The sequence below is a fragment of the Salinadaptatus halalkaliphilus genome (assembly GCF_006543045.1).
Taxonomy (GTDB): Archaea; Halobacteriota; Halobacteria; order Halobacteriales; family Natrialbaceae; genus Salinadaptatus; species Salinadaptatus halalkaliphilus.
Genome location: NZ_RBZW01000066.1, coordinates 19,236 through 43,504 on the forward strand (window position 1 = coordinate 19,236; position 24,269 = coordinate 43,504).

The 24,269-nt window shown below is 64.2% G+C and carries 21 protein-coding genes and 1 tRNA gene; 4 read left to right on the forward strand and 18 right to left on the reverse strand.

The annotated features are described in order from the left end of the window. Positions 1–46 precede the first annotated feature (46 nt). From D8Y22_RS18480 to D8Y22_RS18500, 5 genes are all read right to left on the reverse strand, one after another. Positions 47–1,300 (reverse strand): AI-2E family transporter, encoded by a 1,254-nt coding sequence (locus tag D8Y22_RS18480; RefSeq protein WP_141466157.1) that lies wholly within the window; start codon positions 1,298–1,300, stop codon positions 47–49. 61 nt (positions 1,301–1,361) lie between these two features. Further along, positions 1,362–3,830, reverse strand: coding sequence for a heavy metal translocating P-type ATPase (locus D8Y22_RS18485; protein WP_141466158.1), 2,469 nt, complete (start codon positions 3,828–3,830; stop codon positions 1,362–1,364). A gap of 6 nt (positions 3,831–3,836) precedes the next feature. Then, complete coding sequence (locus D8Y22_RS18490; protein ID WP_141466159.1) at positions 3,837–4,676, reverse strand: sulfite exporter TauE/SafE family protein; 840 nt, start codon at positions 4,674–4,676, stop codon at positions 3,837–3,839. A 156-nt stretch (positions 4,677–4,832) separates the two neighbouring features. Next, the gene (locus D8Y22_RS18495) at positions 4,833–5,816 is read right to left on the reverse strand and encodes an LLM class flavin-dependent oxidoreductase (RefSeq protein WP_141466160.1); all 984 of its coding nucleotides are present in this window, start codon (positions 5,814–5,816) and stop codon (positions 4,833–4,835) included. A gap of 91 nt (positions 5,817–5,907) precedes the next feature. Then, positions 5,908–6,384 carry a hypothetical protein gene (locus D8Y22_RS18500; RefSeq protein WP_246084508.1) on the reverse strand — a complete coding sequence of 159 codons (477 nt, stop codon included), beginning with the start codon at positions 6,382–6,384 and terminating at the stop codon, positions 5,908–5,910. Positions 6,385–6,637: 253 nt separating this feature from the next. Between D8Y22_RS18500 and D8Y22_RS18505 the strand changes: the two genes are divergently transcribed. Beyond that, positions 6,638–7,489 carry a DUF7344 domain-containing protein gene (locus tag D8Y22_RS18505; protein ID WP_141466162.1) on the forward strand — a complete coding sequence of 284 codons (852 nt, stop codon included), beginning with the start codon at positions 6,638–6,640 and terminating at the stop codon, positions 7,487–7,489. 221 nt (positions 7,490–7,710) lie between these two features. Further along, a complete protein-coding gene (locus tag D8Y22_RS18510; protein WP_141466163.1) occupies positions 7,711–8,100 on the forward strand; it encodes a DUF7344 domain-containing protein in 390 nt (129 codons plus the stop codon). 338 nt (positions 8,101–8,438) lie between these two features. Here the strand turns inward: D8Y22_RS18510 and D8Y22_RS18515 are convergent. Next, positions 8,439–8,512, reverse strand: a tRNA-Lys gene (locus D8Y22_RS18515). Positions 8,513–8,745: 233 nt separating this feature from the next. Between D8Y22_RS18515 and D8Y22_RS18520 the strand changes: the two genes are divergently transcribed. Beyond that, positions 8,746–10,194: a DHH family phosphoesterase gene (locus D8Y22_RS18520; RefSeq protein ID WP_141466164.1), complete on the forward strand. Its 1,449-nt coding sequence runs from the start codon at positions 8,746–8,748 to the stop codon at positions 10,192–10,194. Here the strand turns inward: D8Y22_RS18520 and D8Y22_RS18525 are convergent. The 12 genes from D8Y22_RS18525 to gcvT all read right to left on the reverse strand — a co-directional run bounded on the left by D8Y22_RS18525 (position 10,191) and on the right by gcvT (position 22,582). Beyond that, a complete protein-coding gene (locus D8Y22_RS18525) occupies positions 10,191–10,484 on the reverse strand; it encodes a PRC-barrel domain-containing protein (RefSeq protein ID WP_141466165.1) in 294 nt (97 codons plus the stop codon). The two genes, D8Y22_RS18520 and D8Y22_RS18525, sit on opposite strands and share 4 nt — an antisense overlap. 114 nt (positions 10,485–10,598) lie before the next feature. Then, positions 10,599–11,780, reverse strand: a complete 1,182-nt coding sequence (locus tag D8Y22_RS18530; RefSeq protein ID WP_141466166.1) for a phosphotransacetylase family protein — start codon at positions 11,778–11,780, stop codon at positions 10,599–10,601. Further along, positions 11,777–13,873: an acetate--CoA ligase family protein gene (locus D8Y22_RS18535; RefSeq protein ID WP_141466167.1), complete on the reverse strand. Its 2,097-nt coding sequence runs from the start codon at positions 13,871–13,873 to the stop codon at positions 11,777–11,779. The genes D8Y22_RS18530 and D8Y22_RS18535 overlap by 4 nt, the downstream gene beginning before the upstream one ends. 71 nt (positions 13,874–13,944) lie before the next feature. After that, on the reverse strand, positions 13,945–15,039 hold the full coding sequence (locus tag D8Y22_RS18540; RefSeq protein WP_141466168.1) for a metal ABC transporter permease: 1,095 nt from the start codon (positions 15,037–15,039) through the stop codon (positions 13,945–13,947). Then, the gene (locus D8Y22_RS18545; protein WP_141466169.1) at positions 15,039–15,779 is read right to left on the reverse strand and encodes a metal ABC transporter ATP-binding protein; all 741 of its coding nucleotides are present in this window, start codon (positions 15,777–15,779) and stop codon (positions 15,039–15,041) included. The genes D8Y22_RS18540 and D8Y22_RS18545 overlap by 1 nt, the downstream gene beginning before the upstream one ends. A 103-nt stretch (positions 15,780–15,882) precedes the next feature. Beyond that, a complete protein-coding gene (locus tag D8Y22_RS18550) occupies positions 15,883–17,271 on the reverse strand; it encodes a metal ABC transporter solute-binding protein, Zn/Mn family (RefSeq protein WP_141466170.1) in 1,389 nt (462 codons plus the stop codon). A gap of 145 nt (positions 17,272–17,416) precedes the next feature. Further along, positions 17,417–18,352, reverse strand: a complete 936-nt coding sequence (locus tag D8Y22_RS18555) for a hypothetical protein (protein WP_141466171.1) — start codon at positions 18,350–18,352, stop codon at positions 17,417–17,419. A 525-nt stretch (positions 18,353–18,877) separates the two neighbouring features. Further along, entirely contained in the window at positions 18,878–19,354 is a 477-nt protein-coding gene (locus tag D8Y22_RS18560) for a YbaK/EbsC family protein (protein ID WP_141466172.1), read from the reverse strand. 33 nt (positions 19,355–19,387) lie between these two features. Then, positions 19,388–19,810, reverse strand: coding sequence for a hypothetical protein (locus D8Y22_RS18565; RefSeq protein ID WP_141466173.1), 423 nt, complete (start codon positions 19,808–19,810; stop codon positions 19,388–19,390). 109 nt (positions 19,811–19,919) lie between these two features. Continuing rightward, positions 19,920–21,041: a GIDE domain-containing protein gene (locus D8Y22_RS18570; protein WP_141466174.1), complete on the reverse strand. Its 1,122-nt coding sequence runs from the start codon at positions 21,039–21,041 to the stop codon at positions 19,920–19,922. Positions 21,042–21,059: 18 nt separating this feature from the next. Beyond that, positions 21,060–21,443, reverse strand: a complete 384-nt coding sequence (gcvH, locus tag D8Y22_RS18575) for a glycine cleavage system protein GcvH (RefSeq protein WP_141466175.1) — start codon at positions 21,441–21,443, stop codon at positions 21,060–21,062. Beyond that, positions 21,440–22,582 carry a glycine cleavage system aminomethyltransferase GcvT gene (gene gcvT / locus D8Y22_RS18580; protein WP_141466176.1) on the reverse strand — a complete coding sequence of 381 codons (1,143 nt, stop codon included), beginning with the start codon at positions 22,580–22,582 and terminating at the stop codon, positions 21,440–21,442. The genes gcvH and gcvT overlap by 4 nt, the downstream gene beginning before the upstream one ends. Positions 22,583–22,750: 168 nt before the next feature. Here gcvT and D8Y22_RS18585 point away from each other — a divergent pair, with 168 nt between their 5' ends. Continuing rightward, on the forward strand, positions 22,751–24,229 hold the full coding sequence (locus tag D8Y22_RS18585; RefSeq protein ID WP_141466177.1) for an aldehyde dehydrogenase family protein: 1,479 nt from the start codon (positions 22,751–22,753) through the stop codon (positions 24,227–24,229). Positions 24,230–24,269 lie beyond the last annotated feature (40 nt).

Below are 24,269 nucleotides of genomic sequence, written 5' to 3' on the forward strand. Positions count from 1 at the left end.
ACGGGCTAATTAACGCATACGGTCCGACAGCGTCTCGCTGGCGCAGCTACCCCGACTGGCCCGACTCGTCGTCGCTCGTCGGTTCCGTCCCCGTTTCGGTCGCGCCATCGCTGACCGAACCAGTCGCGTCCTCGTCGGAGACAGCCGTCTCGTCGCTCTCTGATTCGGCGCCGTCCTCGGGCGAGATTCCGGTCTCCGGATCGGTATCGACTGCGGGATCCGCGGCCATCTCGTCACTCTCGAGCGTCTCCGCATCGTCGAGATCGTCCGCGGGTCCAGCCCGGCGCTCTCGAGCGGCGACATCGAGGATGATCTTCGCACCGCCGAGGACGACTGGGCCGATGAACAGCCCGACGGCGCCGAAGACGACGAGCCCGCCGAAGATACCGACGACGATTATCGCGGCGTTGAAGGCGCTCGTGCGGCCGATGAGCGCGGGTCGCAGATAGGTATCCGAGGCGCTGACCAGCGAGCCGTAGGCGACCAACAGCAGGGCGGCGACGGGGCGACCGAGAACGAGGAGGTAGATCGAGACTGGCACCCAGACGCCGAAGGCCCCGACCAACGGCAGTAAGGCGAGTACGAACGTCGCGACCGTCAGGAAGACGACCGCGGGAACTCCGAGCAGCTCGAGCCCGATACCGAGCAGTATCGCCTGAATGGCCGCAACGGCGACGTTTCCGACGACCGAAGCCCACATGAGTTGATCCAACTCGGCGAGGAGTTCGTCCTGCAGTTCGTCCCGAATCGGCAGTACCGTCCGCGTCCAGGCTACGAGCCGATCGCCGTCTCGCAACAGCGCAAAGAGGACGAACAGCGTCACCGTGAGGCCGATGAGAATCTGAGGCAGCGCGCTGACGAGTTCGAGCGTCGTCGTCGCCAACTCCTGGGCGGCCGTCCCGATCGGTTCCTGGTACGTCTCGTAGGTCTCGACGATATCGACGGCGTACCCCGTGCTTTCGAGGTAGGATTCGATCGTCTCGATGCCGAGATCGCCCTCCTGGATCGCTGTGAGTACCTCGAGGGCTTCCTCGAGTGCGATAAGCAGGACGTACGCGACCGGCAACAAAATCGCGAGGATGGCGACGACGACGAGCGTCATCGCCGCGACCATCGAGCCGACGTAGCGCTCGAGGCGCCGTTGCAGCGGCGTGAGAATGTACGCGAGGACGACGCCCAGAAGCACGTACTGCAGATACGGGAGAATCACGAGTGCCCCGAGGCCGGCGCTGACGAGCGCCAGTGCGGTGAGTCCGGGGCGCTCGGCGAGTCGTCCGCGGATCGCGGGCCGATCGGCCATAGATTCCGTTATCGGCCGGATGCTAAGTAGATCGGTGAAATCGGATCAGCTTTCCGATAGATTACTCGTCGTCGAGCAGCGACCGCGAGGAGTTGGTGACGACCAGCAGGCTGCTCGCACCCATCGCGACCGCGGCGAACAGCGGGTTGAGCAGGCCAGTAACGGCCAATGGAATCGCGATTCCGTTATAACAGAACGCCCAGCCGATGTTGCCTTTCACGCGCCGATCGGTCGCGCGGGCGAGTTCGAAGACGGTGTCGACCGAGCCGATGTCGTCGTCGACGAGCGCGATGTCGGCGGCGTCGGCGGCCATCGCGGTACCGCCACCGAGCGCGACGCCGAGGTCCGCGGCCGCAAGCGCCGGCGCGTCGTTCGTCCCGTCACCGACCATGACCGTCAGGCCGGTTCCCTTGAGCCGTTCGATGGTCTCGGCTTTCCCTTCCGGTGGGACGCCGGCGAAAACCTGGTCGACGCCCTCGTGTTCGCGAAACCGCGTCGCCGCCCGGGCGTCGTCGCCGGTGAGGACGATCACGTCAGCTCCAGACGCCGAGATCGACGAAACCGTCTCCTCCCAGCCGTCTCGGAGGTCGTCGCCGACGACGATCACCCCCTCGGCGCGTCCGTCGCGGCCGACGGCGACCGGCACTCGTCCCGTTTCGCGACGGTCGTCGATCCGGGCCTCGAGATCGTCGGGAACCGTCCACCCCTTCGTCCGGAAGAGGTCCGGATGGCCGACGACGATCTCCGCACCGTTGACGACGCCCGAGACGCCGTTTCGATGGCTCTCGACGTCCTCGAGGCGGTCGTCCGCGGCGCTCGCCTCGAGGCGGCCGCCGTCGGGTATCGACTGTCCGTTCGACTCGCCGTCGTCGCTCGAGGCTCCATCGAGATCGCCGGCCGCGGCGATCGCCCGCCCGATCGGGTGGGCCGACTGGCGCTCGAGCAGCGCGGCCGACTCGAGGAGACCGTCCCCGAGGTCCGTCTCGACGACGGTCATGTCGCCGGTTGTCAGTGTCCCGGTCTTGTCGAAGACGACGGTGTCGGCGTCGCGCAGCCGTTCGAAGACGCTGTCGTCGAAGACGACGATCGAGCGCTCGAGGGCGTCGCGGATGCCGGCGGCGACCGCAAGGGGGGTGGCGAGCCCGAGCGCGCAGGGACACGAGACGATCAGGACGGTTAGCCCGACCAGCAGTGCGCCGGCGATCCCGGCACCGAGCGCGAGGTAGACGGCGGTGACGACGAGCGCCAGGACGAGGACGAGCGGGACGAAGATCGTCGCGAGCTTGTCCGCGAGCTTCTGGATGCCGTGATTCGAGCTTTGGAGATCCCAGACGAGTTCGGAGATACGATCGAGGGTGCTCGTCGCGTCCTCGCCGACACGAATCGTGATCGAGCCGTCCGCAACCAGCGAGCCGCCGACCACGTCGTCCCCGGCCGATTTCGTCACCGGCAGGGACTCGCCGGTGACGACTGCTTCGTCGATCGCTGCCTCGCCGTCTGCGATCGTCCCGTCGACGGGGATCCGTTCGCCGGGACGGACCAGCACGCGGTCGCCGGCGGTTAGCTCGTCGACGGCGACGGATTCGTGGTCGCCATCGGCCGTGAGGCGTGTGGCCTCGTCGACCTGGACGGCGGTCAGATCCGAGAGTCGGTCCATCGCCTCCTGTTTCAGCGTCGACTCGTAGTAGCTGCCGACGGTGACGATGACGATGATCGCGACGGTCACGTCGTAGTAGATGTGCGGCCCGCCGACGACGATCGAGAGCGTGCTGTAGCAGTACGCGCTAACCGCGGCGATCGCGACGAGCAGGTCCATGTTCGGCGACCGCGTCTGTATCGCGACGGAGGCCCCCTGCAGGATCGGTTTGCCCGTCACGCCGAGGATGATCGTCGTGAGTGCGCCGATGATGATGTAAAACGGCGTCGCGAGGTCGCTCGCGAGCGTCGCCTCGAAGAACTCGAGAGTTCGCTCGTCGTAGACCCACGCGCCGAAGTAGGTCGGATAGATGATGACGACGTACTGGAGCATCACCATCATCCCCATCAGAACCCCGACCGCGACCCGACCCATCTCCCAGTTGTCGGCCCGGCGCTTGCTCACCTGATCCTCGCGGTCGTAGGCGCTGTAGCCGAGCTGGCTGATATCGTCTTTTAGCGACTCGATCGAGGCGACGGCGGGATCGTGATCGATCCGCACCGTCTCAGTGACGTAACTCGAGCGAACGTCGCTGACGCCCTCGGCCTCGCCCGCAACCGACTCGATGAACGCCTCGCAGGTCCCACAGTACATGCCGTCGACCTCGAGAAACGTCGTCTCGTGACCGGGCGGGCGCACGTGATCCTCGTCGGGTTCGTCCTCGATTCGGGCCCGACGGACGTCCGCGGCATCGACCGCCTCGACGTTGTCGAGGGTCTCGTAGACGTCGCGACAGCCGACACAGCAGAAGGCGTCGCCGTCGCTTTCGATGTCGCTGCCTGCGACGGGCAGGTCACAGAGCGTACAGCCGTCGTCGGAGTGCTCGGTCGTCATCGGTCGTTAGTGGGGGCCGTGATCGGCGCCCGTCTCGAGGGCGTCGTAGAACGGGAGTTCGGGGTGTGGCAGGTGGATCCCCAGACTCATCAGGCCGTGGGCGAGCAGGACGTAGCCCAGGACGACGAACGCGAGTCCGAGCAGTCGGTGGATCCGCTGTCGGTGTGCGACATCGACCGTGTCGATGACGGTCCCGTAGGCGAAGACCGCCGGCACCGTACCGATACCGAGCGCGGCGAGTGCCAGCGCGCCGCCGGTTGGCGAACCGGTTGCGAACGCGTACAGAAAGGCCGGATACAACACTGGACAGGGTAACAGGCCGTGGACCGCTCCCAATCCGACGATACCCGGCCCGTTTGCGAGCCGATCGACGTGACCCGTGAGCCAGCCGGTGACGCGGGCCCCGCCTGGGACGGAGAGTCCGCCGGTGGTTCGCCCGAGGAGGTAGTAAACGCCAGTCACCACGACGAAGCCGCCGACCAGCAGGCCGACACCGCCGCGAGCCAGATCGGCGACGGCCGTCAACTGCGCTGTCGTGACGAACAACGCGCCCCCAAGCGCGCCGAAGAAGCCGCCCAGAACGGTGTAGCTCGCGGTTCGACCGAGATTGAACAGCGCGTGCTGGCGCACCGCGTACGTCGTAAGGTGACCTCGTCGCCCCGAGCCGTCGCCCCGCGTCGGACCAGCGCCGGAGCCACGTGTCGCGTCGGCACTGCCTCCATCGTCCATCCGACTGGCGTACACCGTCACGAGCGGGCCACACATTCCGATACAGTGGGCTCCAGCCAGCAGGCCGATGACCAGAAAGAGCACCACGTCGATCCCGAGGAGTGTGAGTGGATCCATAGCTAAACGGTGATTGCGTTACTGGATCTATCGGCCGGAGCACGTAGTGCGTTTCGCCTCGCGGTCGGCGGTGGACGCCGCTCCCGTTCCACGGCCGTCTATACCCACGAGTGACGCTCTCGATTCCCGTGGGGTGGTGACGTCCGAACCCCACTCCTACAGGTGCGTTATCGTCTCCCGAATCAGGTCGTCGTCGGCCCATCGAGAGGGGATGTACGCAACCGGCGAGTTCGCACCGGCCTCGCCGAATCGATCGAAGCTCTCGGCGGCTTCCGCTGGCGTGCCGGCAGCGCCGAACGCCGACACCATCTCGTCGGTGACCGCGGCTTCCGCACCGGCCTGACGGTCTTCCTGCCAGCCGGCCTGAATAGCGTCGGCCTCGTCTCCGAATCCGAACGACGACGCTGCGTTGGCATAGTACTCCCCCATCGCGCCGACGTAAAAGCCGATGAGCGAGCGGACGTGTTCGCGGGCACTGTCTGGGTCGTCCTCGGAGATACAGGTCGGCACCCACGGCGCGACGTCGACATCGTCTATCGACCGATTCCCCCGCTCGGTTCCGCGTTCGACGGCCTCGAGCGCGTCGTCTATCCCGGTGTTTGGGACGAGCAGCGGCATCCATCCGTCGGCGAACTCACCAGTCAGTTGACGGTTTGTCTCGCCCATCGCAGCGAGGTATATCGGGCACTCGTAGTACTCGTCCATATCGAGCGCGAACCCCGAGAGCTCGAACAAGTCGCCGTCGTAGTCGACCCGTTCGCCAGCCAGGAACGCCCGAATGATCTCGACGTACTCTCGCGTCCGACGCAGCGGCTGGTCGAACTCGACGCCGTGGAAGTTCTCGATTACCGCCGGTCCGCTGGTCCCGAGTCCGACGCGAAAGCGACCGTCGCCGATGTCTGCCAGCGTATTGGCCGTCATCGCCACCGTCCCCGGTGTCCTGGTGTAAATGTTGAAGATACCCGAACAGACGTCGATCGACTCGGTTCGTTCGAGCAGTTGTGTCAGTACCGGAACCGCTGCTGCGCCCCACGATTCGCCGGCGTAAACCGACTCCAACCCCTGCTCCTCCGCGAGCGTCGCGTACTCGAACAACTCCGCTCGCTCACTGCTCCCGAGAGTCACGCCACTTGCTAGCATGGTTTCGGGTTTCGTGGACACGAGGTTGAAGCTTTGCGTCCGCGACGGTTTCACCGGCTCTCAGCGAGCGGCCACCATCGGCAGCGCCGGCTTAGCCATCGAGTCCGTCGACTGTCGTCGAGTACGTCTCGCCGAACACGTGGTGTTCTGTCACCGAAACACGGCGGAGCCGACCCGAAACCGTTGCCTCGAGCCGATAGCCGCCTGCGACGAGGTCGTCGGTACAGCCACCGAGTCCGACGCCGCCGGTCCTGTCGTCGGCAGCGACGACGAGCAGATCCAGCCTGTTCTGTGAGCCCTCGAAGCCGGCGTGGGCCAACTCGACCGTCCCACACTCGCTCGAGCCGTACTGGACCGTGCCGCGAGCCGTTACCGTCTCGCCGTCGACGCTAACCGCCGGATCGTCGTCGACGGCGAGGTCGGTGCTCGTTCGCTCGAAGTCCGTCCGTACGCTCGAGCCGACGACTGGGAGCCAACCGAGACAGCCAGCAGTCAGCGCCACTCCGGTCGTCGCCCCTGCAAGCATCGTCCGTCGCTGCATACAGCAGACGAGGAGTACGATACGCATACGGATACCGGTCGGTAAAACGCTGTTTTGACCGTGATCCGTCTGGGTTCTACCCGTGATTTGGCGGTCGAGACGAGTTGCTTCGCCGGTGAGATGGAGACCGCGGGAGGGCTCGCCGTTCTTCGGAAACGACTGCCGACAGTCCGACGCCACGACTGTTCGATACGTTCCAAAGAACGCTCCCCGATTTGGCTGTCCACGACAATCAGTGGCAGGGGTATTGATTAAGTAGGATCCGATAAAAATAACCCCTATGGACCCCCCTGAAGAGCGTGTTCTCCGTCTGGTCGCTAATCCGGAAAACCGGGCCGTATTGACCGTTCTCAACGATGCTGCGAAGCCCGTGACGTTGTCCGAACTCGTCGACCGACTCGCGACCCAGACGCCGGATCTCATTGCAGATATCAGTAACGAAGCCGCTCGCAAGCAACTGCAGTTGTCCTTGCACCATCACAATCTGCCAAAACTCGACGAAGCGGGACTCGTCACGTACGACCGGTCCCAAAACGTCGTCTCCGACGAGCGGTATCCGTCCGTCGACGCCGAGTTGGTCGAACTCGAACTGATCGATGAGTTGCGGTCCTATTTCAGCGCCGGCACTGATGTTTCGGCGGACGCGATCGGCGTCGTCGAGGGCCAGGACGACGTGATCGAATACGCCAGAGACCTGACTGATGAAGCTGACGACGAACTGTTCTACATCTACGTCTCCGAGGTACTGCTACAGAACGAGTGCGTCCGCCGAGTCGATGCCGCACTCGAGCGCGATGTCGATGTCGCACTCGGGTCGAAGAACCCGGAGGTGCGAGAACGAGTCCGAACCGAGTTGCCGGGCACCACGATCTGGGAACCACAGCTCGACTGGTTGAGTTCGCCCGCACAGTATCCAAAGATCGGCCGACTCGTCTTCGCCGATCGCGAGAAGATCATGCTCGCCATTCTCGACGAGTCTGAGGTCGACGGTACGACGACCGAGACGGCAATCGTTGGCGAGGGCCAGTCGAACCCGCTGGTCGTTCTCGTCCGACAGCTGTTGGGGCCCCGACTCGATCACCTCGATTACCAGAGCGACGAGTTTCTGGACGATCTACCGTTCGAACCGTGACGCCGCGGCGCGGCATCGGCCGCTCGAACAAGTCGGCTATTCTGCCCGAATTGATACCCTCCTCCGCCGAAGGCCGTGGTATTGCGCCTGTCCAGCGTATAACTGCGTACTAACGACTCGGGGTCAGTGAGTAACGGTGGAATTACTCGATTGTCAACCGATCGTCCAAACCACATTGGGAGAACGCTTGTGGTGCAACCGCTCTCAATACTCAGTTACCGATGACTCGAGCAAACTCCCTCACCGAAACCGCCAAGTACGAACTCCTTTCGGACACGCGCCGACTCCATCTGCTGACGCTGCTCTCGGAATACGGCTCGGCGGATCTCGAGACACTCACCCGCCAGATCGCGGCTCGCGAACTCGACGACGACCCCGCGGTGATCGCCGAGGACGTCTTCCAGCGTATCAGTATCTCGCTCGTCCACAAACACCTGCCACTTCTCGAGGAACACAACGTCGTGCAGTTCGACTCGGATCGACACACCGTCACGCTGATGGACGTCGTCGACGAACTCGAGTTGTGCTCGAGCGGACCGACGATCTCACTCTCCAGCGGCTCCTGTCGGAGTAGTTCGGTCGACCGTGGTCCGGACGAGAGCAGGTGCTGAGCAGTTTGCTGTCCCGACGCGGCGGTGCAACGACGGTCGTTCATACGGACGCTGTACGTCGGTACCGGCGCATCCGCGACCCATCCTGGGGTTTGCTCCAGTGACAGAGTACGGCAGGCCGTATTATACGGTTTCCTGTAGTCAATTACCGCCGATCGCCAGAACGGGGTCGGCGATCGACGGTACATAGTTACAGTAATCCGTATCAGTGGTCGCACCGGCAGTGATCGACAACAGATCGTCCGATACATCGGCATCAATCGTTGTCGCACGCGGATAACTTCAAATCGCGCCGGATCCGTTACCTGTCGCTTACGGATTCGTTCGCGACAGGAAAGCGGGCCGGGCGCGATTTGAACACGCGACCGTCTGATTAAGAGTCAGACGCTCTGCCGGACTGAGCTACCGGCCCTCGAGTCAAAATTTCCCTCCGGCAGTGAAATACGTTTCCCTTGGAACCGGCCGTGCCAGAGGGGGCCATAGCATCACGCTCGCCGGTCAGATCTCGTGATCTAGTAGCCACTGCACGTCTGATCACACAGCTATCGTGTGACTAGGTGTGCAGTGACTTGCAGCGGCGACTAGACTCCGAGGACGTGCAATTCTTCGGGAGCGTTAAGTGTGGTCGGTTCGAGCACACAGTCAATGAGTACGGGGGTTACGATTTCGTCGATTTCTGACTACGCTATCTTGGGCTGTGGGAGCGTCGGCTACGCCGTCGCGGAAGAGCTCGTTGAACAGGGAAAAGACGTCCTGATCGTCGACCGCGACGAAAGTCGCGTCGAGTCACTTCGCGACCAGGATCTCGATGCCCGCACCGCAGATATCCAAGAACCCGAAGCCGCCGAGTTGGTCGCCGACCGCGACGTCGTGTTGATCCTGGCGTCGAACGTCGAATCGAACAAGCGAGCGGTCGAACGAATTCGCGAAGCCAACGACGGCCAGTTCGTCGTCGCTCGAGCGAGCGATCCGGTCTCCGGCGACGAACTCTCCGAACTCGGCGCCGACATCGTCATCAACCCGTCCTCCGTGATCGCCGAATCCGCACTCCGGGCCCTCGAGTCGGGCGAACTCGAGTACAACGCGGGGAAACTCGCCGGCCTGCTCGAGGAGACGGCCTCGCGGCTGGCGATCATCACCCAGGACAGTCCGGATCCGGACTCGATCGCCAGTGCGGCGGCGATGCAGGCCGTCGCCGACCACCTCGGCGTTGAATCCGACATCATCTACCTTGGCGACATCGGCCACCAGGAGAATCGTGCGTTCGTCAACTTACTCGGAATCGATCTCGTCCAGTGGGACGAACTCGAGGATCGGTCGGTCTACGATACCGTGGCGCTGGTCGATCACGCGACCTCCGCGGAGATGGACCTCTCCGTCGACGCGCTAATCGACCACTACGAACCCGAGACGGAGTACGAACCCGAGTTCGTCGACATTCGGCCGAACATGTCCTCGACATCGACGATCATGACGAAGTACATCCAGGAGTTCGACATGAACGTCTCCGAAGAGGTCGCGACGGCCTTGCTCTATGGCATTCGCGCCGAAACCCTGGATTTCAAGCGCGATACGACTCCCGCAGATCTCACCGCCGCAGCCTATCTCTATCCGTTCGCCAACCACGATACCCTCGAGCAGGTCGAGTCGCCGTCGATGTCCCCCGAAACGCTCGACGTACTCGCGGAAGCCATCGCCAACCGCGACGTTCAGGGCAGTCACCTCGTCTCGAACGCCGGCTTCGTCCGGGATCGGGAGGCACTCACCCAGGCTGCGAGCCACCTGCTCAACCTCGAGGGCGTCACGACGACAGCGGTCTTTGGCATCGCCGACGAGACCATCTTCCTCGCCGGTCGGTCGAAGGATATCCGCATCAATATCGGCAAAGTGCTCGACGACGCCTACGGCGAGATGGGCGAAACGGCGGGGCACTCGACACAAGCTAGTGCGGAGATTCAACTCGGCATCTTCACCGGAATCGAAATCTCGGACGACAATCGTGAGACGCTGCTCGAGCTGACCGAAGAAGCGGTCAAGCGGACGCTGTTCGACGCGATGGGCGTCGACGGGACGGAAGGTTCGAACGGCTCCTAGGCGAGTACTTCGTCTTCTTCTTCGTCCGGATCCCGGACGCGTTCGACCACGTCGTTGACGAGGATGATGTCGCCCACCGAGCGAACCCAGCGGTAGGGAACGATGACGCCTTGTTCGGTGCGGGCCTCTTCGGTGAACAGTTCCGAGTTCAGATTGCCGAGTGCGAGACCGACGACCGCTTCGCCGTTGAGATTCAGCTGCAGGTCCTCGACTTCGCCGACGAAAACGCCGCTGTTGGAGTAGACTTCGCGACCGACGAGGGAGGTAATCTCCTGGGGAGTGTCGTCCATGTCAGGGTGCATGCGCGGCTGGCTCTTAATTGTTGGTCAGACGTGACGGTTGCCCGAAAAAATAACTGGCTACCGAAAGAGTCTCGCGTTCACCGCGACTCGGCAGCGTCGGCGTCACGCCGAGTCCAGGAGTGCTTCGACGGCGACGTGATCGGTCAGCAGCGTCCGCATCCGATCGATCGTCGCCGCGTTCTGGGTGCGACCGCTTCGGACGACATCCTCGGCGCGTTCGACGGTCGTCAGCGTGTCCGTCTGCACCGAGAGAACGGGGAGTCCGTGCTCGGCTGCTTGGCCGAGGATCGCCCCCGATGGCCGGTGTCCACCGGCCAGGATGAGACACCGAACGCCAGGCGCTTCGATCGCAGCCGTGTGAATGTCGGCCCGGTCGCCGCCCGTGATGACGGCGGCGTCTTTCGTCCGGCGAAAGTGTGCCAGCGCGCTGTCGGCACTCATTGCTCCGACGGCAAAGCGTTCGACGTAGGCGTCGGCTCCTTCTTCGACGAGCACCGAGGCACCGATCTCGTCGGCCAGTTCCGCGACCGTCACGCCGGAGAGTTCGCGCTCGCTCGGGAGCATGCCGTAGACCGAGATATCTCGGCCCTCGAGGTACGGCACCACGTCGGTCTCGAGCGTATCGTAGGCGGCGTCGGCGACGTCGTTGAAGACGACGCCGGCGAGGCGGTCGCCGAACGTGCGGGCCGCGGCGAGCACATCGTCGACATCGCCGGGCACCTCATAGGGCGCGACCAAGAGGACGCGGGCATCGAGCAACGCGGCGAGGTCGGCGTCGGTGAGATCGACGATACCACCGATGTCGTACCGGCCGCCGCCCTCGAGAAACAGCCGGTCGTGATCGGCCGCGACCGTCCCGTAAGCCTCGCGGACGCGTTCGTGAAGCTCCGCGCGATCTTCGCGACCGCGGATGGCCTGTTCGACGAAGGTTGGCGAGTAGACGACGGGTTCGAGATCGTGTACCTCGGCCTCGAGATCGAGAATCTCCCGGGCCAACAGCGGATCCTCGTCGAGCGTCTTGCCGACGTTACTCTGGAGACGGGTCCCCTTCGGTTTCATGTAGCCGACGCTGTCGCCGTCCTCGCGGGCGAGTTGGGCGAGCGCCAGCGTGATCGCCGTCTTCCCGGTCGATTCCTCGAGCGAGGCCACGAGCAGGGGCCCGGTGGCCGACTGTTGGTCACTCCCGTCGGCAGTCGTCGTCGCGGTGCCGGTCGGGTCGTCAGCGGTATCGGTCTGGCCGTTCGTGGCGTCGGTCTGGTCGGTTGCAGTATCGCTGTCGGTCATAGTTTCTCGGTGTCGACGGTGAGTCTGAGGTCGATCGCCTGTACGCCGTCCGGCCCGGCGACGAGCGGGTTGATGTCTAACTCGAGGATCGCCGGGAAATCGGTCACGAGCTGTGAGAGTCGCTGGATCGTCTCGACGACGGCGTCGACATCGGCGGGCTCACGCCCGCGAGCGCCGCGCAATAGCGGCGCGGCCTGGATCTCGTCGATCATCGCGCGGCCCTCGCTCTCGCCGATCGGCGCGACCCGAACCGAGGTATCCTCGAGGATTTCGACGAAGATACCGCCCAGGCCAAACAGCAAGAGCGGGCCGAACTGGGGATCCCGATTCATCCCGACGATCGTCTCAGTCGCGCGCTCGAGGTCGACCTGTTCTTGCACCTGGACGCCGAGGATCGTCGCGTCGGGTTGGTAGTTGCGGGCTCGAGCGACGATATCCTCGAAGCTGTCTTCGACTGCGTCGTCGGGGACCCCAATGCGGACGCCGCCGATGTCGGACTTGTGGGAAATGTCGGGGCTGACGATCTTCATGACGACGTCGCCGTCGATCGATGTGGCGACCTCGAGTGCGCGCCCCGGATCGTCGACGATCTCGCCGTCGGGCGTCGGGATGCCGTAGGCCTCGAGCAGCTCCATCGACTCGATTCCGAGGCGGTTGTCCGGCCGGGAGCGAACGCGCTCGAGAACGTCTCGCGCTCGCTCGCGGTCGACGTCGAAGGTCGTCGGTTCGTCGATGGACTGGTGGCGAATCTCCCGATAGTGTGCGAGGGCGTCGAGTCCCGCCACTGCCCTGGATGGATCGAAGTAATTCGGCACGCCGAACTCCCGGAGGACTTCCTCGGCGGCGCGAGCCCGTTGGCCCCCCATCAGACAGGTGACGATCGGCTTGCCCGACTCCTCGCTGGCCTCGATGACGAGTTCCGCAAGGCGGTCATACTCGAGGACGGCCGTCGGCGCGCTGACGACCACCGCACTCGAGACGTTCGGATCGTCGAGGGCGATCTCGAGCGCGTCGCCGAAGCGGTCCGAATCGGCGTCGCCGATGGCGTCGATCGGGTTGTAGACGTTCGCCTCGTCGGGCATCGCCGCGGCGAGTTCGTCGATCGTCTCGTCGGTGAAGTCGGCCATCTCGAGGCTCGAGTCGCCGATCGCGTCGGTCGTCAGCACGCCCGGCCCGCCCGCGTTCGTCACGACCGCGACGCCGTCGCCGTCGGGTTCGGGGAGCCCCGATAGTGCGCGCGCGTAGTCGAACAGCTCCTGGACCGAGTTCGCTCGGAGAACGCCAGCCTGCTCGAGGCCGGCCTCGTAGGCTCGTTCGCTGCCGGCGATCGCGCCGGTGTGGGACGACGCCGCCTGCGCGCCGGCATCGGTGCGCCCGGACTTGACGAGGACGACCGGCGTCTCGTCGGTCACCTCACGAGCGGTTCGAACGAACTCGTGGCCGTCGTCGATCCCCTCGAGGTAGCCGATGACGACGTCGGTCTCGGAATCGTCGCCCCACTCGCGGACGAAGTCGGTTTCGTCGAGAACGGTCTTGTTGCCGAGCGAGACGACATCGCGAAAGCCAATCCCCTGCTCGTTGGCCCAGTCGAGAACGGCGGTGATGAACGCCCCCGACTGACTCATAAAGGCGATCGACCCGTCCCGAGCGTCTTCGGGGCCGAACGTCGCGTTCAGGCCGACCGGCGTCGACATGATGCCGAGGCTGTTCGGGCCGACGACGCGCAGATCGTACTGTGTGGCGAGTTCTCGCAATTTTCGTTCGCGTTCGGCGCCCTCGCTGCCGGTCTCGCCGAAGCCGGCCGTGATCACGACGACCTCGTCCGTTCCCGCCTCGCCGAGTTCCCGAATCGTCTCGAGGACGATCGGCGGGGGAACGACGACCACGGCGAGATCGATCGGTGGCGCGCTCGCGACGTCCGGATAACACTCGAGGCCGAGCACCGACTCCCGATCGGGGTTGATCGGAACGATCTCGCCGTCGAAGCCGGACTGGAGATTCTCGAGGATCGCCCGGCCGACGGCACCCTCGCGGTCGGTCGCACCGACGAGGGCGACGGTGTCGGGGGCGAAGAGATCGGATAGCCGTCCCATCGGGTGGCGATTCAGTGCGTGTCGAGTTAAAGGTCCCTTTCGTTCCCGGTCCGAGGGATCGTCGGCCGAACTCAATGCATCGACAGCGCGGGCCCGGATCGACCCAGAAGCAGCGTGAGAGCGACGGCAAGCAGGTAGATCAGGATGGCGACGACGATGATCGACCCGCCGGAGGGCAGACTCGCACCGATCGCGAACGCGAAGCCGCCGAGTACCGACGCCTGGCCGAACAGAATCGAGAGCGAGAGCGTCTCGCGGAAGCTCCGAGCAATCTGTGAGGCGGCCGCGACGGGGATCACGAGCATCCCGGCGACGAGGATCACGCCGAGCACCTGCATCGCTCCCACGACGACGACGGCCGTCATGACAACCAACAACGTGTTGTATCCCGAAACGTTGAATTGAGCGACCTTCGCAGCTTGCTCGTCGAAGGTGATGAACAGCAGCTGTTTGTAGGTGACGGCGACGACGGCGACGACCGAAACGGCGAGGATCGCCATCATTCGTGCGCCACCGGCGGTGACGACCGACAGACTGCCGAAGAGCCACTCCTCGATATCGACGCCGATGCCCATCGATCCGCGACCCCAGCTGATCAGCAACGTTCCGATCGCGAAACTGCCCGCGAGCATGATCGCGATCGGCACGTCGCCGTACGTACTCGTCCGCTCGGTGAGCCACTGGACGGCGAGTGCGCCCAGGGCGCTGACGATCAGTGCGACCACGAGTAACGATCCTTGCCACCCCGTCACGGCGATGAACAGCAATCCGATGGCGACGCCGGCAAAGGCCGTGTGGGCGAGCGTCTCGCCGATAAGTGCCATCTGTCGGTGGACGAGGTAGGTGCCGACCAGCGGCGCGACGACGCCGATGAGCACGGCCGTCGCGATGTTTCGCCACATGAACGCGTGTTGGAAGACGTTCGTCCCGAGGTAGTAATCGAGCCACGCGCCGGCGATCAGGAACTGCTCGAAGGCGAGCCCGACGGCAGGGTACTCCCTGAGCCAATCGAGTGCGATAAAGACGACCATCGCCGCAGCCAACACACCGACGATCGCGACGCCGATCAGCTGTATCAGCTCTCGAGCGTCGGTTTCATCGCCTTGCAGCTGGCTGCCTTCGACGGCCGAGTCGGGATCGACCGCGTGGTCTTCACTCCGGCTCATCAGTGGTGGTGATGAACGACCGTCCCCGTCGTCCCGTAGGCTTCGCTCAGTGCGTCGCTCTCGACGAACGATTCCGTATCGCCGTGATGGTACAGTGTCGTGTTGAGACAGGCGACGTGGTCCGCACGGTCCGTGACGACGCCGATGTCGTGTTCGATGAGGACGATCGTGATGCCCGAATCGTTCAGGGAATCGAGCAACTGGTAGAAGGCGTCTCGCGACTCGGCGTCGACGCCGACGGTGGGCTCGTCCAGGGCGAGCAGATCCGCTTCGGAGGCGATCGCTCGCGCGATGTAGGCGCGCTGGCGCTGACCCCCAGACAGCTGGTTGATGCGCTGATCGGCAAGATTAGCGATATCGACGGTCTCGAGGGCCTCCTCGGCGATGCGTTTGTCCGCGTCGCTCAGCCGACCGTGGCCGACGTGGGCGAATCGCCCCATCCGCACGCACTCTCGGACCGTCACGGGCATCGTCCCGCCCTGGCTGGTCGCCTGCTGGGAGACGTAGCCGATCCGCTCGCCGTCGTCGAACTCGTCGACGGGTTCGCCGAACAGTTCGACCGACCCCTCGTCGGGACTGTGCAGGCCGAGCATGATGTGCAACAGCGTCGTCTTTCCGGAGCCGTTGGGCCCGATCAGTCCGAGGAAGTCACCGGCCTCGACGGTGAGGCTGACGTCCTCGAGGGCGGGTTTCTCCCCGTAGGCGAACGAGACGTTTTGAATATCGACGACCGAACTCACTGTATTCTCACGTTCATCTCGAACCTGTGTCGGTTTAGTTCTTCCATTTTACCACGGTTAGTTCGTTGTCGGGACGATCGGTGGTGGCGCTGCTTTGGTTCGATTAGGCGGCATCGAGGGCCTGTCGAAGCGACGGGATCGTCACCTCTTCCATCTGTTCGATCCAGCCCCAGCCCTGCTCGCTCCAGGACTCCATCGTCCCCTCCGCGGGAGTGATGGGGACGTAGTCGTCGGCGTCGGTGTTTTCGAGCAGCAACTCGACCATCTGCGGAACGTCCTCGTCCGGGTTCGGCGTCTCGAAGGGATCGTAGAGGATCGTATCGATGTCGTGTTCTTCGACGACCTCGATCGTCTCGGCGATGTCGGCCTCGGTCTCGGCGGCGTCGGGCGAGATGCCGACCGGAGTATGTAACTCGAAGTCGTACCGGTGTTCGATGTACTGGAACGAGTCGTGGCCCGCGAAGACGGCGAGGTCGCGGCTGGCGTCGGCTGCGAGGTCCTGAAGCTGCTGATCGACCTCGGTAAGACGCTCGGTGTAGTCGGCCGCGTTGTCCTCGTAGACGGCCGCGTTATCCGGATCGACCGCGGCCAATCCGTCGGCGATCGTCTCGACGATGGTCTGTGCGAGCACCGGGTCGGCCCAGACGTGAGGATCGTAGAACTCGGGGGCGTCGTCCTCGTCTAACTCCTCGACGACCGTCGCCGAGAGATTGTCGTTGCTCGTGTCCCAGACGACCTCGCCGTCGGCGACGAGTTCGAAGACGACGCGTGTGGTATCGACCTCGAGGCCGTGGAAGACAACGGAGTCGCCTTCGGATTCAATTTCGACGACACCTTCCTCGGCTAGGTCGGGGATGCGAGCGTCGATCTGGAACGGTTCGTTCTCGCCGAGTGGGAGCACTCGACCCTCGTCGTCTTCGAAGACGCCTTCGACGGCGACGGAACTGTCGAGTGGGATGTCGGGAAGTCCGCCGTGCCAGTGGTCGCCGTGCCAGTAGGTGATCTCGCCGCCCGTCTGTCGATCGTAGAGGTCGAAAGCATCGACGGTCACGTCGGTCGAATCGAACGCCTCGGCGTCGGCCGGCACCCGGTCGTCCTCGACTGCCCGATCGATCGGGAGCAACTCGTTTTGCAGGCGGTCCATTCCGTCGATCAACGCCACATCGGTATCGGTCTCGAGGTCGGCTGCGATGTCCTGTGCCCAGGCAAACTCGGGGGTATCGAGGTAGACGAAGACTTCGGTGTCGGCGATTTCGCGTTGGAGGTCGGCTGGTGGCTCCCAGCCGTGTCCCATCTCGCCGGTCGTGACGGGATTTTCGATCGCCATCCGGTCGCCGGTAATCTCTTCGGTCCAATCCCAGAGCGCGAAAAAAGCGGCGTATCCGCCTTCTGCTGTGGTGCCGCCGTCGGGCTCGCTGAGACAGCCCGCAAGCGTCGCGAGTCCAACGCCGCCGGCCCCGCTCCGGAGGAACGAGCGTCGTGAGAGAGTCATATCTCATAACACGCGCTCGAGCTTAAAAGAGTTATTATATTGGACTAGTGTATTAATAGTAGAGAATACTCTGTGGTGTTCGGTTAGTAACGAGACGCGTGGTCGAAACGGGCGATCGACGACCGGCGATAGCAGCGAGACGGGGTTAGTGGTCCTCGACCTCGACCGCGATCGGCGCGCTCTCCCAGTCGGCGTGGTCGTCGTGCCAGAGCTTGAAGACGACCTCGGTTTCGCTCTCGTCCTCCCCGTAGATGTGGACGTGATCACCGTGCCAGTGCTCGTCGGGATCGATCGCGACGATTCCGTCCTCGGCGTCGTCCGCGAGCGTCACGGCTAGTTCGTACTCCTCGTTGCCACCGATCGGGATCTCGTCACCGTGATCGTCGAGGAACTCGGCGCCCAGCGAGATGTTGTCGTCGACGTGAACGTGTGGCAGTTCACCGTCCCAGTGGCCGTCGTGGTACTCGGCGACCTCCTCGTGGGGGTCCTCGGATCGATCGATAATCTTCAGCTCGTCGACCTCACCGTGCCCGTGGTCGTCGTGGTCGTAATCGTCGACCGCGACCTCGAGTTCGGGTGACTCGTAGACGACGTCGCCGCTATCGACAAGTTGGACGACGACCTCGGTAAAGCCCGCTTCCTCGCCGTAGACGTGGACGTGATCGCCGTGACCGTCGACGCTGACGGCGTCGTCGGCTGGCTCGATGGCGAGTTCAATGTCGTCCCCGAGCGCTACTTCGTCGCCGTCGTCGTCTTCGACGTACGCACCGACCGAGACGTAGTCGCCGTGGGGCACCTCGAGCGGACCGTGGTCCCAGTGGTCACCGTGAACGTATGCAATCACCGCTTCGTCGAGATCTCGATCGAGAATTTCGAACTCGGAGATCCCGATCTCGTCGTGGACGTCACCGTCGTGGTCATCATCGTGATCATCATCATCGTCATCGTGATCGTCGTGGTCGCCGTCCTCGGAATCTCCACCGTTCTCGTCGCCGAGACAGCCAGCGATACCGAGTGCTGCGAGCGAGCCAGTAGACGCAAGCAACGTTCGCCGGGAGCGCAGACGTGGCGTGTCAGTCACGTGTAGTCACCATCATCCCGTTACGAGTGGTTGGTAATGAACTTGGCGATATTATTAATAGACACCAATTAAAGACCTTCCACTACCAAGATGCAATATTGGAATTCTCGAGTTAGCATCGGCGTACAGCCATCGGCGACGCATCGTCTCGAGCATTGTCGTCTCCGCACTCCGACGCTCAGGGTATCGTCTCCGTATCCTGACGCAATCAGGGGCAGCAACACGGCGGTATCTCCCCGGCGGCTTCGCGATTCGCGTCCGCTCTGTTCATACGGTTTACTGTACGTCATTTCCGGCCCAGCCGCGACCCGGGCGGCGGGTGCGCCGGTTGACTCGCTTCGCTCCTCGACCGAGGCTCGTCTCACACAGTTCGACTCACCGCCGGGACATCGGTACAGTAATCCGTATCAGTCCTCGGTTCCGATCAACAGCGTGTCGGAACGCTCGTCGCTCACGCGAAAGGCGGGACCGCTCTCGCTGTCGACGGTAGCTTGCGGGTGTGTCGACACTCCGACGGGCGACCGATCACTCAGCGACCGTTGCGGGCTCGCCGTCTGCAAACTCGCACAGTCGGTCGGGATCGATCGGAAACACCGTCTGTGGCGTCCCTGCGGCGGCCCAGACGGTATCGTACTCGAGCAAGGTTTCGTCGACGACGACTGGAACGGATCGGTCGTGACAGAACGGCGGGACCCCGCCGATCGACCAGCCGAGTTCCGATTTGATCCGGTCGGCCTCGGCCATCGAGACGGCGTGTGCCGGCGCGTCGACGGCCGCGGCGAGCGCGGACTCGTTGACTCGATTTGCCCCGCTGGTGACCGACACCACGAGCGAGTCGTCGGCGTCGAAGACGAGCGAACTGGCGATCTGGCCGACATCGCAGCCGACCGCCTCGGCGGCGTCGGCGGCCGTCTTCGTCCCGTCGGGAAACTCCTCGACGGCCGGATCGAAATCGTAGCCTTCGCGTGCGCGCTCGACGAATACGGTCGCTCGTTCGTGCATCGCGTTGCCGTTTCGGGCGGGGAGTAAAAAACCTCACTCGAGCGAGACCGTCAACCGGACACCGTCGCGACGACGGTACGCCACCGGTTCGTCGGCCGAACCGGAACGAACGACATCGAAAACGTCGAAGCGAACGACGAGTCGCCCCGGCTCGATCGTGGCTCGCAGTATCGGGCCACGGCTCGTCACCACGACGTAGGGCGGACCGGCGACCGGCTGTGCCTGGAGGGCGTAACCGGTCGCCGCGACGACGTCTGCGAGCACGCGTGGCAACCGAGACAACAGGCCGGATTCCTCGAGGGCGGCCTCCAATCGCGCCGTCACGGCCCCGCGGTCGGTCGTCCGGGACGAGTCCCAGGGGTCGGCGACCGCATCGCCACAGCGGTCGATCGCAGCGACGACCTCGTCGTGTTCGGCCTGCAACCGGCGCCGGGCGGCCCGCACTGGCTGTGACACGACTGCCAGTGGGACCGCGGGCTACTACAAGCTCTCGACTCGCCGTCGCCGAAGCCATCGTCGCGCCGACGATCGCGGTCGGATCGCCGCCGTCAGCGTCTCGAGGCGCCTACAGGTGGCCCGCAAGCGTCCAAAGGATCCACGATCCGCCGCCGATCAGGCCGACACCCGCGATAGCACAGCCACATATCGTCCGACGAACGTGACATCCCATCTGGTGTTCACAACCAGGTGTCAGGACGAACTCCGACGCCGTCTTTCCGGCCGTAATCACCGGCAGATCGGCCGTCTCGTTCGGGATCGACGGCGATTCGGCGTCCACATCGGCGACGCCCACCACCGTCACCGCCTCGCCCGGCTCGAGCGTCGCCTCGTGGTAGACCCAGTCCCGGTCGGTACGCTCGAGGCCGCTCGTCTCGCGAAGCGCGGAGACGATCCCCCTCGGCGTTGGCTCGTCACCGGGGACGGCAGCCGAGGCCGATCGCTCGAGGCGCAGTTGCGCGTCGGTCGGATCGACAACGACCCGCCCCGAATCGTCCCGCAGGGCAAACGGTCGCCGGCGATCCGTGAGTTGCTCGCTCCCCTCGGCCAGTGACGCAATCGGATCGCTCGAGCGACGCTGGCTCGAGCCCGTCGTCTGAGTCGAATCGGTCGACCGACCGCCGCTCGCGAGCGGATCGAACGTCGAGGACTCCTGAAACGTCGTACGAGTTCCCGACAGCTGGTAACAGACGGACTCGGCGTCGCTGATGGGTGCCTCGAGTGGCTCGGTGAGCGCTTCGATCCGGCCCGACACCAGCACGCGCCCGGCGTCGACGGTGGCTGCGTCGACCGGCTCGGTTCGGCTCACGGTGAGGAACAGACGAAGATTCGTCAGCACGCCGCCCAGGAAGTAGAAGCCGGCGCCGACGAGCAACCCACCGGCCGTGAAGACGAAGAGGACGGAGCGCCGTCGTCGGAGGACCCCATCGCCACCGATCGGAAACTGGCCGACCGCAAACGGCAGCCAGACGACGAGGACGGCAAGCAGCATCAACGCACCGTAGAGACGCGGGCTCATGTGGACGCGGCGGTCGACCCACTCGACACCCGTCCGGGCGTCGTCCTGCCAGGTCGCGAGGCCGGCGACGAGCACCCAGACGTGTAACAACAGCACCAGCGCGATGATATCGAGGCCGGTTATGGTCGCAGCTGGCAGCGGCGGCTGCACGACCGATCGGTGGAGAACCATCGTACGGTACGCCCGCTTTCAGGCGATCTGGTCTTCGTAGTCGGCGGCAGTCAGCAGCGCCTCGAGTTCGGCCGTGTCGTCGGCGTCGATCTCGAGCATCCAGCCGTCGCCGAAGGGATCGTCGTTGACGAGTTCGGGCGCGTCGAACAGTGCCTCGTTGACGCCGACGACTTCGCCGCTTACCGGTGCGTAGAGATCGGAGACGGCTTTGATCGATTCCACGACGCCGAACTCGCCCTCCTGGGAGACCGTCTCCCCCTCGTCGGGCAGTTCGACGAAGACAACGTCGCCGAGTTCGTCCTGTGCGAAGTCCGTGATGCCGACGCGGACGACGCCGTCGTCTTCGTGTGCCCACTCGTGCGATTCTAGATACCGTCGATCCTCAGGAATGTCGAAGCTCATTGTACTGTTTCGATGAACGGAGTCGTTTCAACCCTTGCTTTCTTCGATTGACCGCGAACGACGACCTGCAGGGTCGTCCCCGGCTCCGCGTACTCGGTCGGGACGTAGCCCAGGCCGATCGGGCGCTCGAGCGTCGGGCTCATCGTGCCGCTGGTGATCGTGCCAACGACGCGGCCGTCGGTGTTCGTGATGTCGTAGCCGTGTCGCGGGACGCCGCGATCGATCAACTGGATGCCGACGAGTTGCTCTTCGGTCTCCGACTCCTCGAGACGTGCCAACGCGTCGCTGCCGACGAAGTCGGTCTCGAGTGCGACCACAAAGCCGATGCCGGCCTCGTAGGGCGTCCGCGGGTCCGTCTCGTAGTCGAAGTCCTGTCCGGCCAGCAACAAGCCGGCTTCGATTCGAAGCGTATCGCGTGCGCCGAGTCCACACGGTTGGCAGTCGAACGCCGACCAGAGTTGCTCGGCCGCCGACCAGGGGACGATCAGTTCGAATCCATCTTCGCCGGTGTAGCCCGTTCGAGCGATCCAGCACTCCACGCCCTCGACCGTCACGTACCGGGCCGTAAACCGCTCGAGGTCGGCGACCGATTCGTCGGTCCGGCCCTCGACCGACTCGACCGCGTTCGGCCCCTGGACGGCGAACATCGCGTACTCGTCGGTTCGGTTGTCCACGGTCGCCTCGAGGTCCCACTCGTTGCGGTGCTCGACCCACCGCTCGTGGATGGCCTCGTCGGCGCCGGCGTTCGGGACGAAGAGGTACGTCGGATCGCCACTGTGGTCCTCGCCCTCGCGACTCTCTGTTGCCGGTTCGTCGCCTGCATCGGGGAGCCGATAGACGACCGTGTCGTCGATGATAGAGCCGTCTTCGTCGGTGATCGTCGCGTACTGTGCGTCGCCGACCCCCAGCCGGCTGACATCGTTCGAAGTAAGTCGTTGCATCAACACCGTTGCGTCCGGCCCGCTGACGTGGATCTGGCCCATATGCGAGACATCGAAGATCCCGACATCGTCCCGGACGGCCGCGTGTTCGGCCCGAATCGAGTCGAACTCGACGGGCATATCCCAGCCGCCAAACTCCGTGAACTTCGCACCACGCTCGTCGTGTGTCCCACGTAACGGCGGCGTCTGAAGCGGCATACTCGAGATATCTCTCCCGGAGTAGTAATGTCTTTTCGTCGCTGTGGCTGCTGTCGCCCGAGCAGTCGTGCTGGCCGAACGAGTAAATCACTTCCAATTACAACACCGTTTCCACAGGCACGATATTGGCAAACATATTTACCCGAAACAAACGGGACTAGAATCGGAATGAGCACACTAGATCTCGACCCAACGTCCGATTGGGGCCGCATTTACGTCGACGGAGCGTGGCGTGAGGCGACCGGCGGTGAGACGATTCCCGTCGATAATCCGGCGAAACAGGAAGCGTTTACGTCCGTCCCCGCAGCGACCGTCGAAGATGTCGACGCGGCCTACGAGGCGGCCGACCGGGCCCAGTCCGACTGGGCGGCTACGTCTCGCGAGGAGCGCGATGAAATCGTCCAGAACATGCTCGATCTGCTCAATGGCCACTACGACGAGGTTACAAGCCTGTTAGCGACCGAAGCCGGCACACCACAGTTCCGTGCCACGGCCGAGTTCGCGACCGCTACCGGTGACCTCGAGATGGCCCGTTCCCTCGAGATGCCTGACGAAGACATCCGTCAATCGACGTCGATCCCGGACAAGGACAACCACGTCGTCTACGAACCGGTCGGCGTCGTCGGCGTCATCTCGCCGTGGAACTTTCCCCTGCATCTCTCCTTGCGCGCGGTCGCTCCGGCGATCGCACTCGGTAACACCGTCGTGCTCAAACCAGCGACGGACACGCCGATTACGGGCGGATTGCTCATCGCGAAGCTCTGTGCGGCCGCGGGCGTCCCCGACGGCGTCGTCAACGTCGTCACCGGCCGCGGCTCCGAAATCGGCGACCGCGTCGTCGAGCACCCGGCGGCACGCGTGATTTCCTTTACCGGTTCGACCGGTGTCGGCAAACAGGTCGCCGCACAAGCCGGCGAGAACCTCGCGCTGCCGGCACTCGAACTCGGTGGCAACGCCCCCTTCGTCGTCACCGACGAGGTCGACCTCGAGCAGGCCGCGAAAGCCGGTGCGTTCGGCTCCTTCTTCCACCAGGGCCAGGTCTGTATCTCGATCAACCGCCATCTCGTCCACGAGTCGCGCTACGACGAGTACGTCGACCGGCTCGTCGCCCACGCCGCGTCGCTCGTGAGCGGGGACCCCGCCGAGGACGAATCGGTCACCTTCGGCCCGGTCCAAAACGAGACTCAGCGCGAGGACGTTCTGGCGTTCGTCGAGGAGTCGATCGAGGCCGGCGCGACGCTCGAGACCGGCGGCGAGGCCGAGGGGCTGTTCGTCGAGCCGACGGTCCTGTCTGACTGTACGAACGACATGGCCGCCGCGTGCAACGAGCACTTCGGTCCGGTCGCACCCGTCATCCCCTTCGAGGACGATGCGGAAGCGATCGAACTGGCCAACGACACCGAGTACGGGCTCTCCTCGGCGGTGTTTTGCGAGGACGAAAGGCGCGCTCGAGAGCTCGCGGACCGGATCGAGGCGGGCATGGTCCACATCAACGATCAGCCGATCAACGAAGACCACAACGCGCCCTTCGGCGGCGTCAAACAGTCCGGTCTCGGGCGCTATCACGGCGAGTGGATCCGCCGGGAACTGACCGAACCGAAGTGGATCTCGGTCCAGTACGAGGATCGAGACTACCTCGTGTTCTAGACCGGATCGGACCGGGACGACGACGCGAATCTGCTCTCGC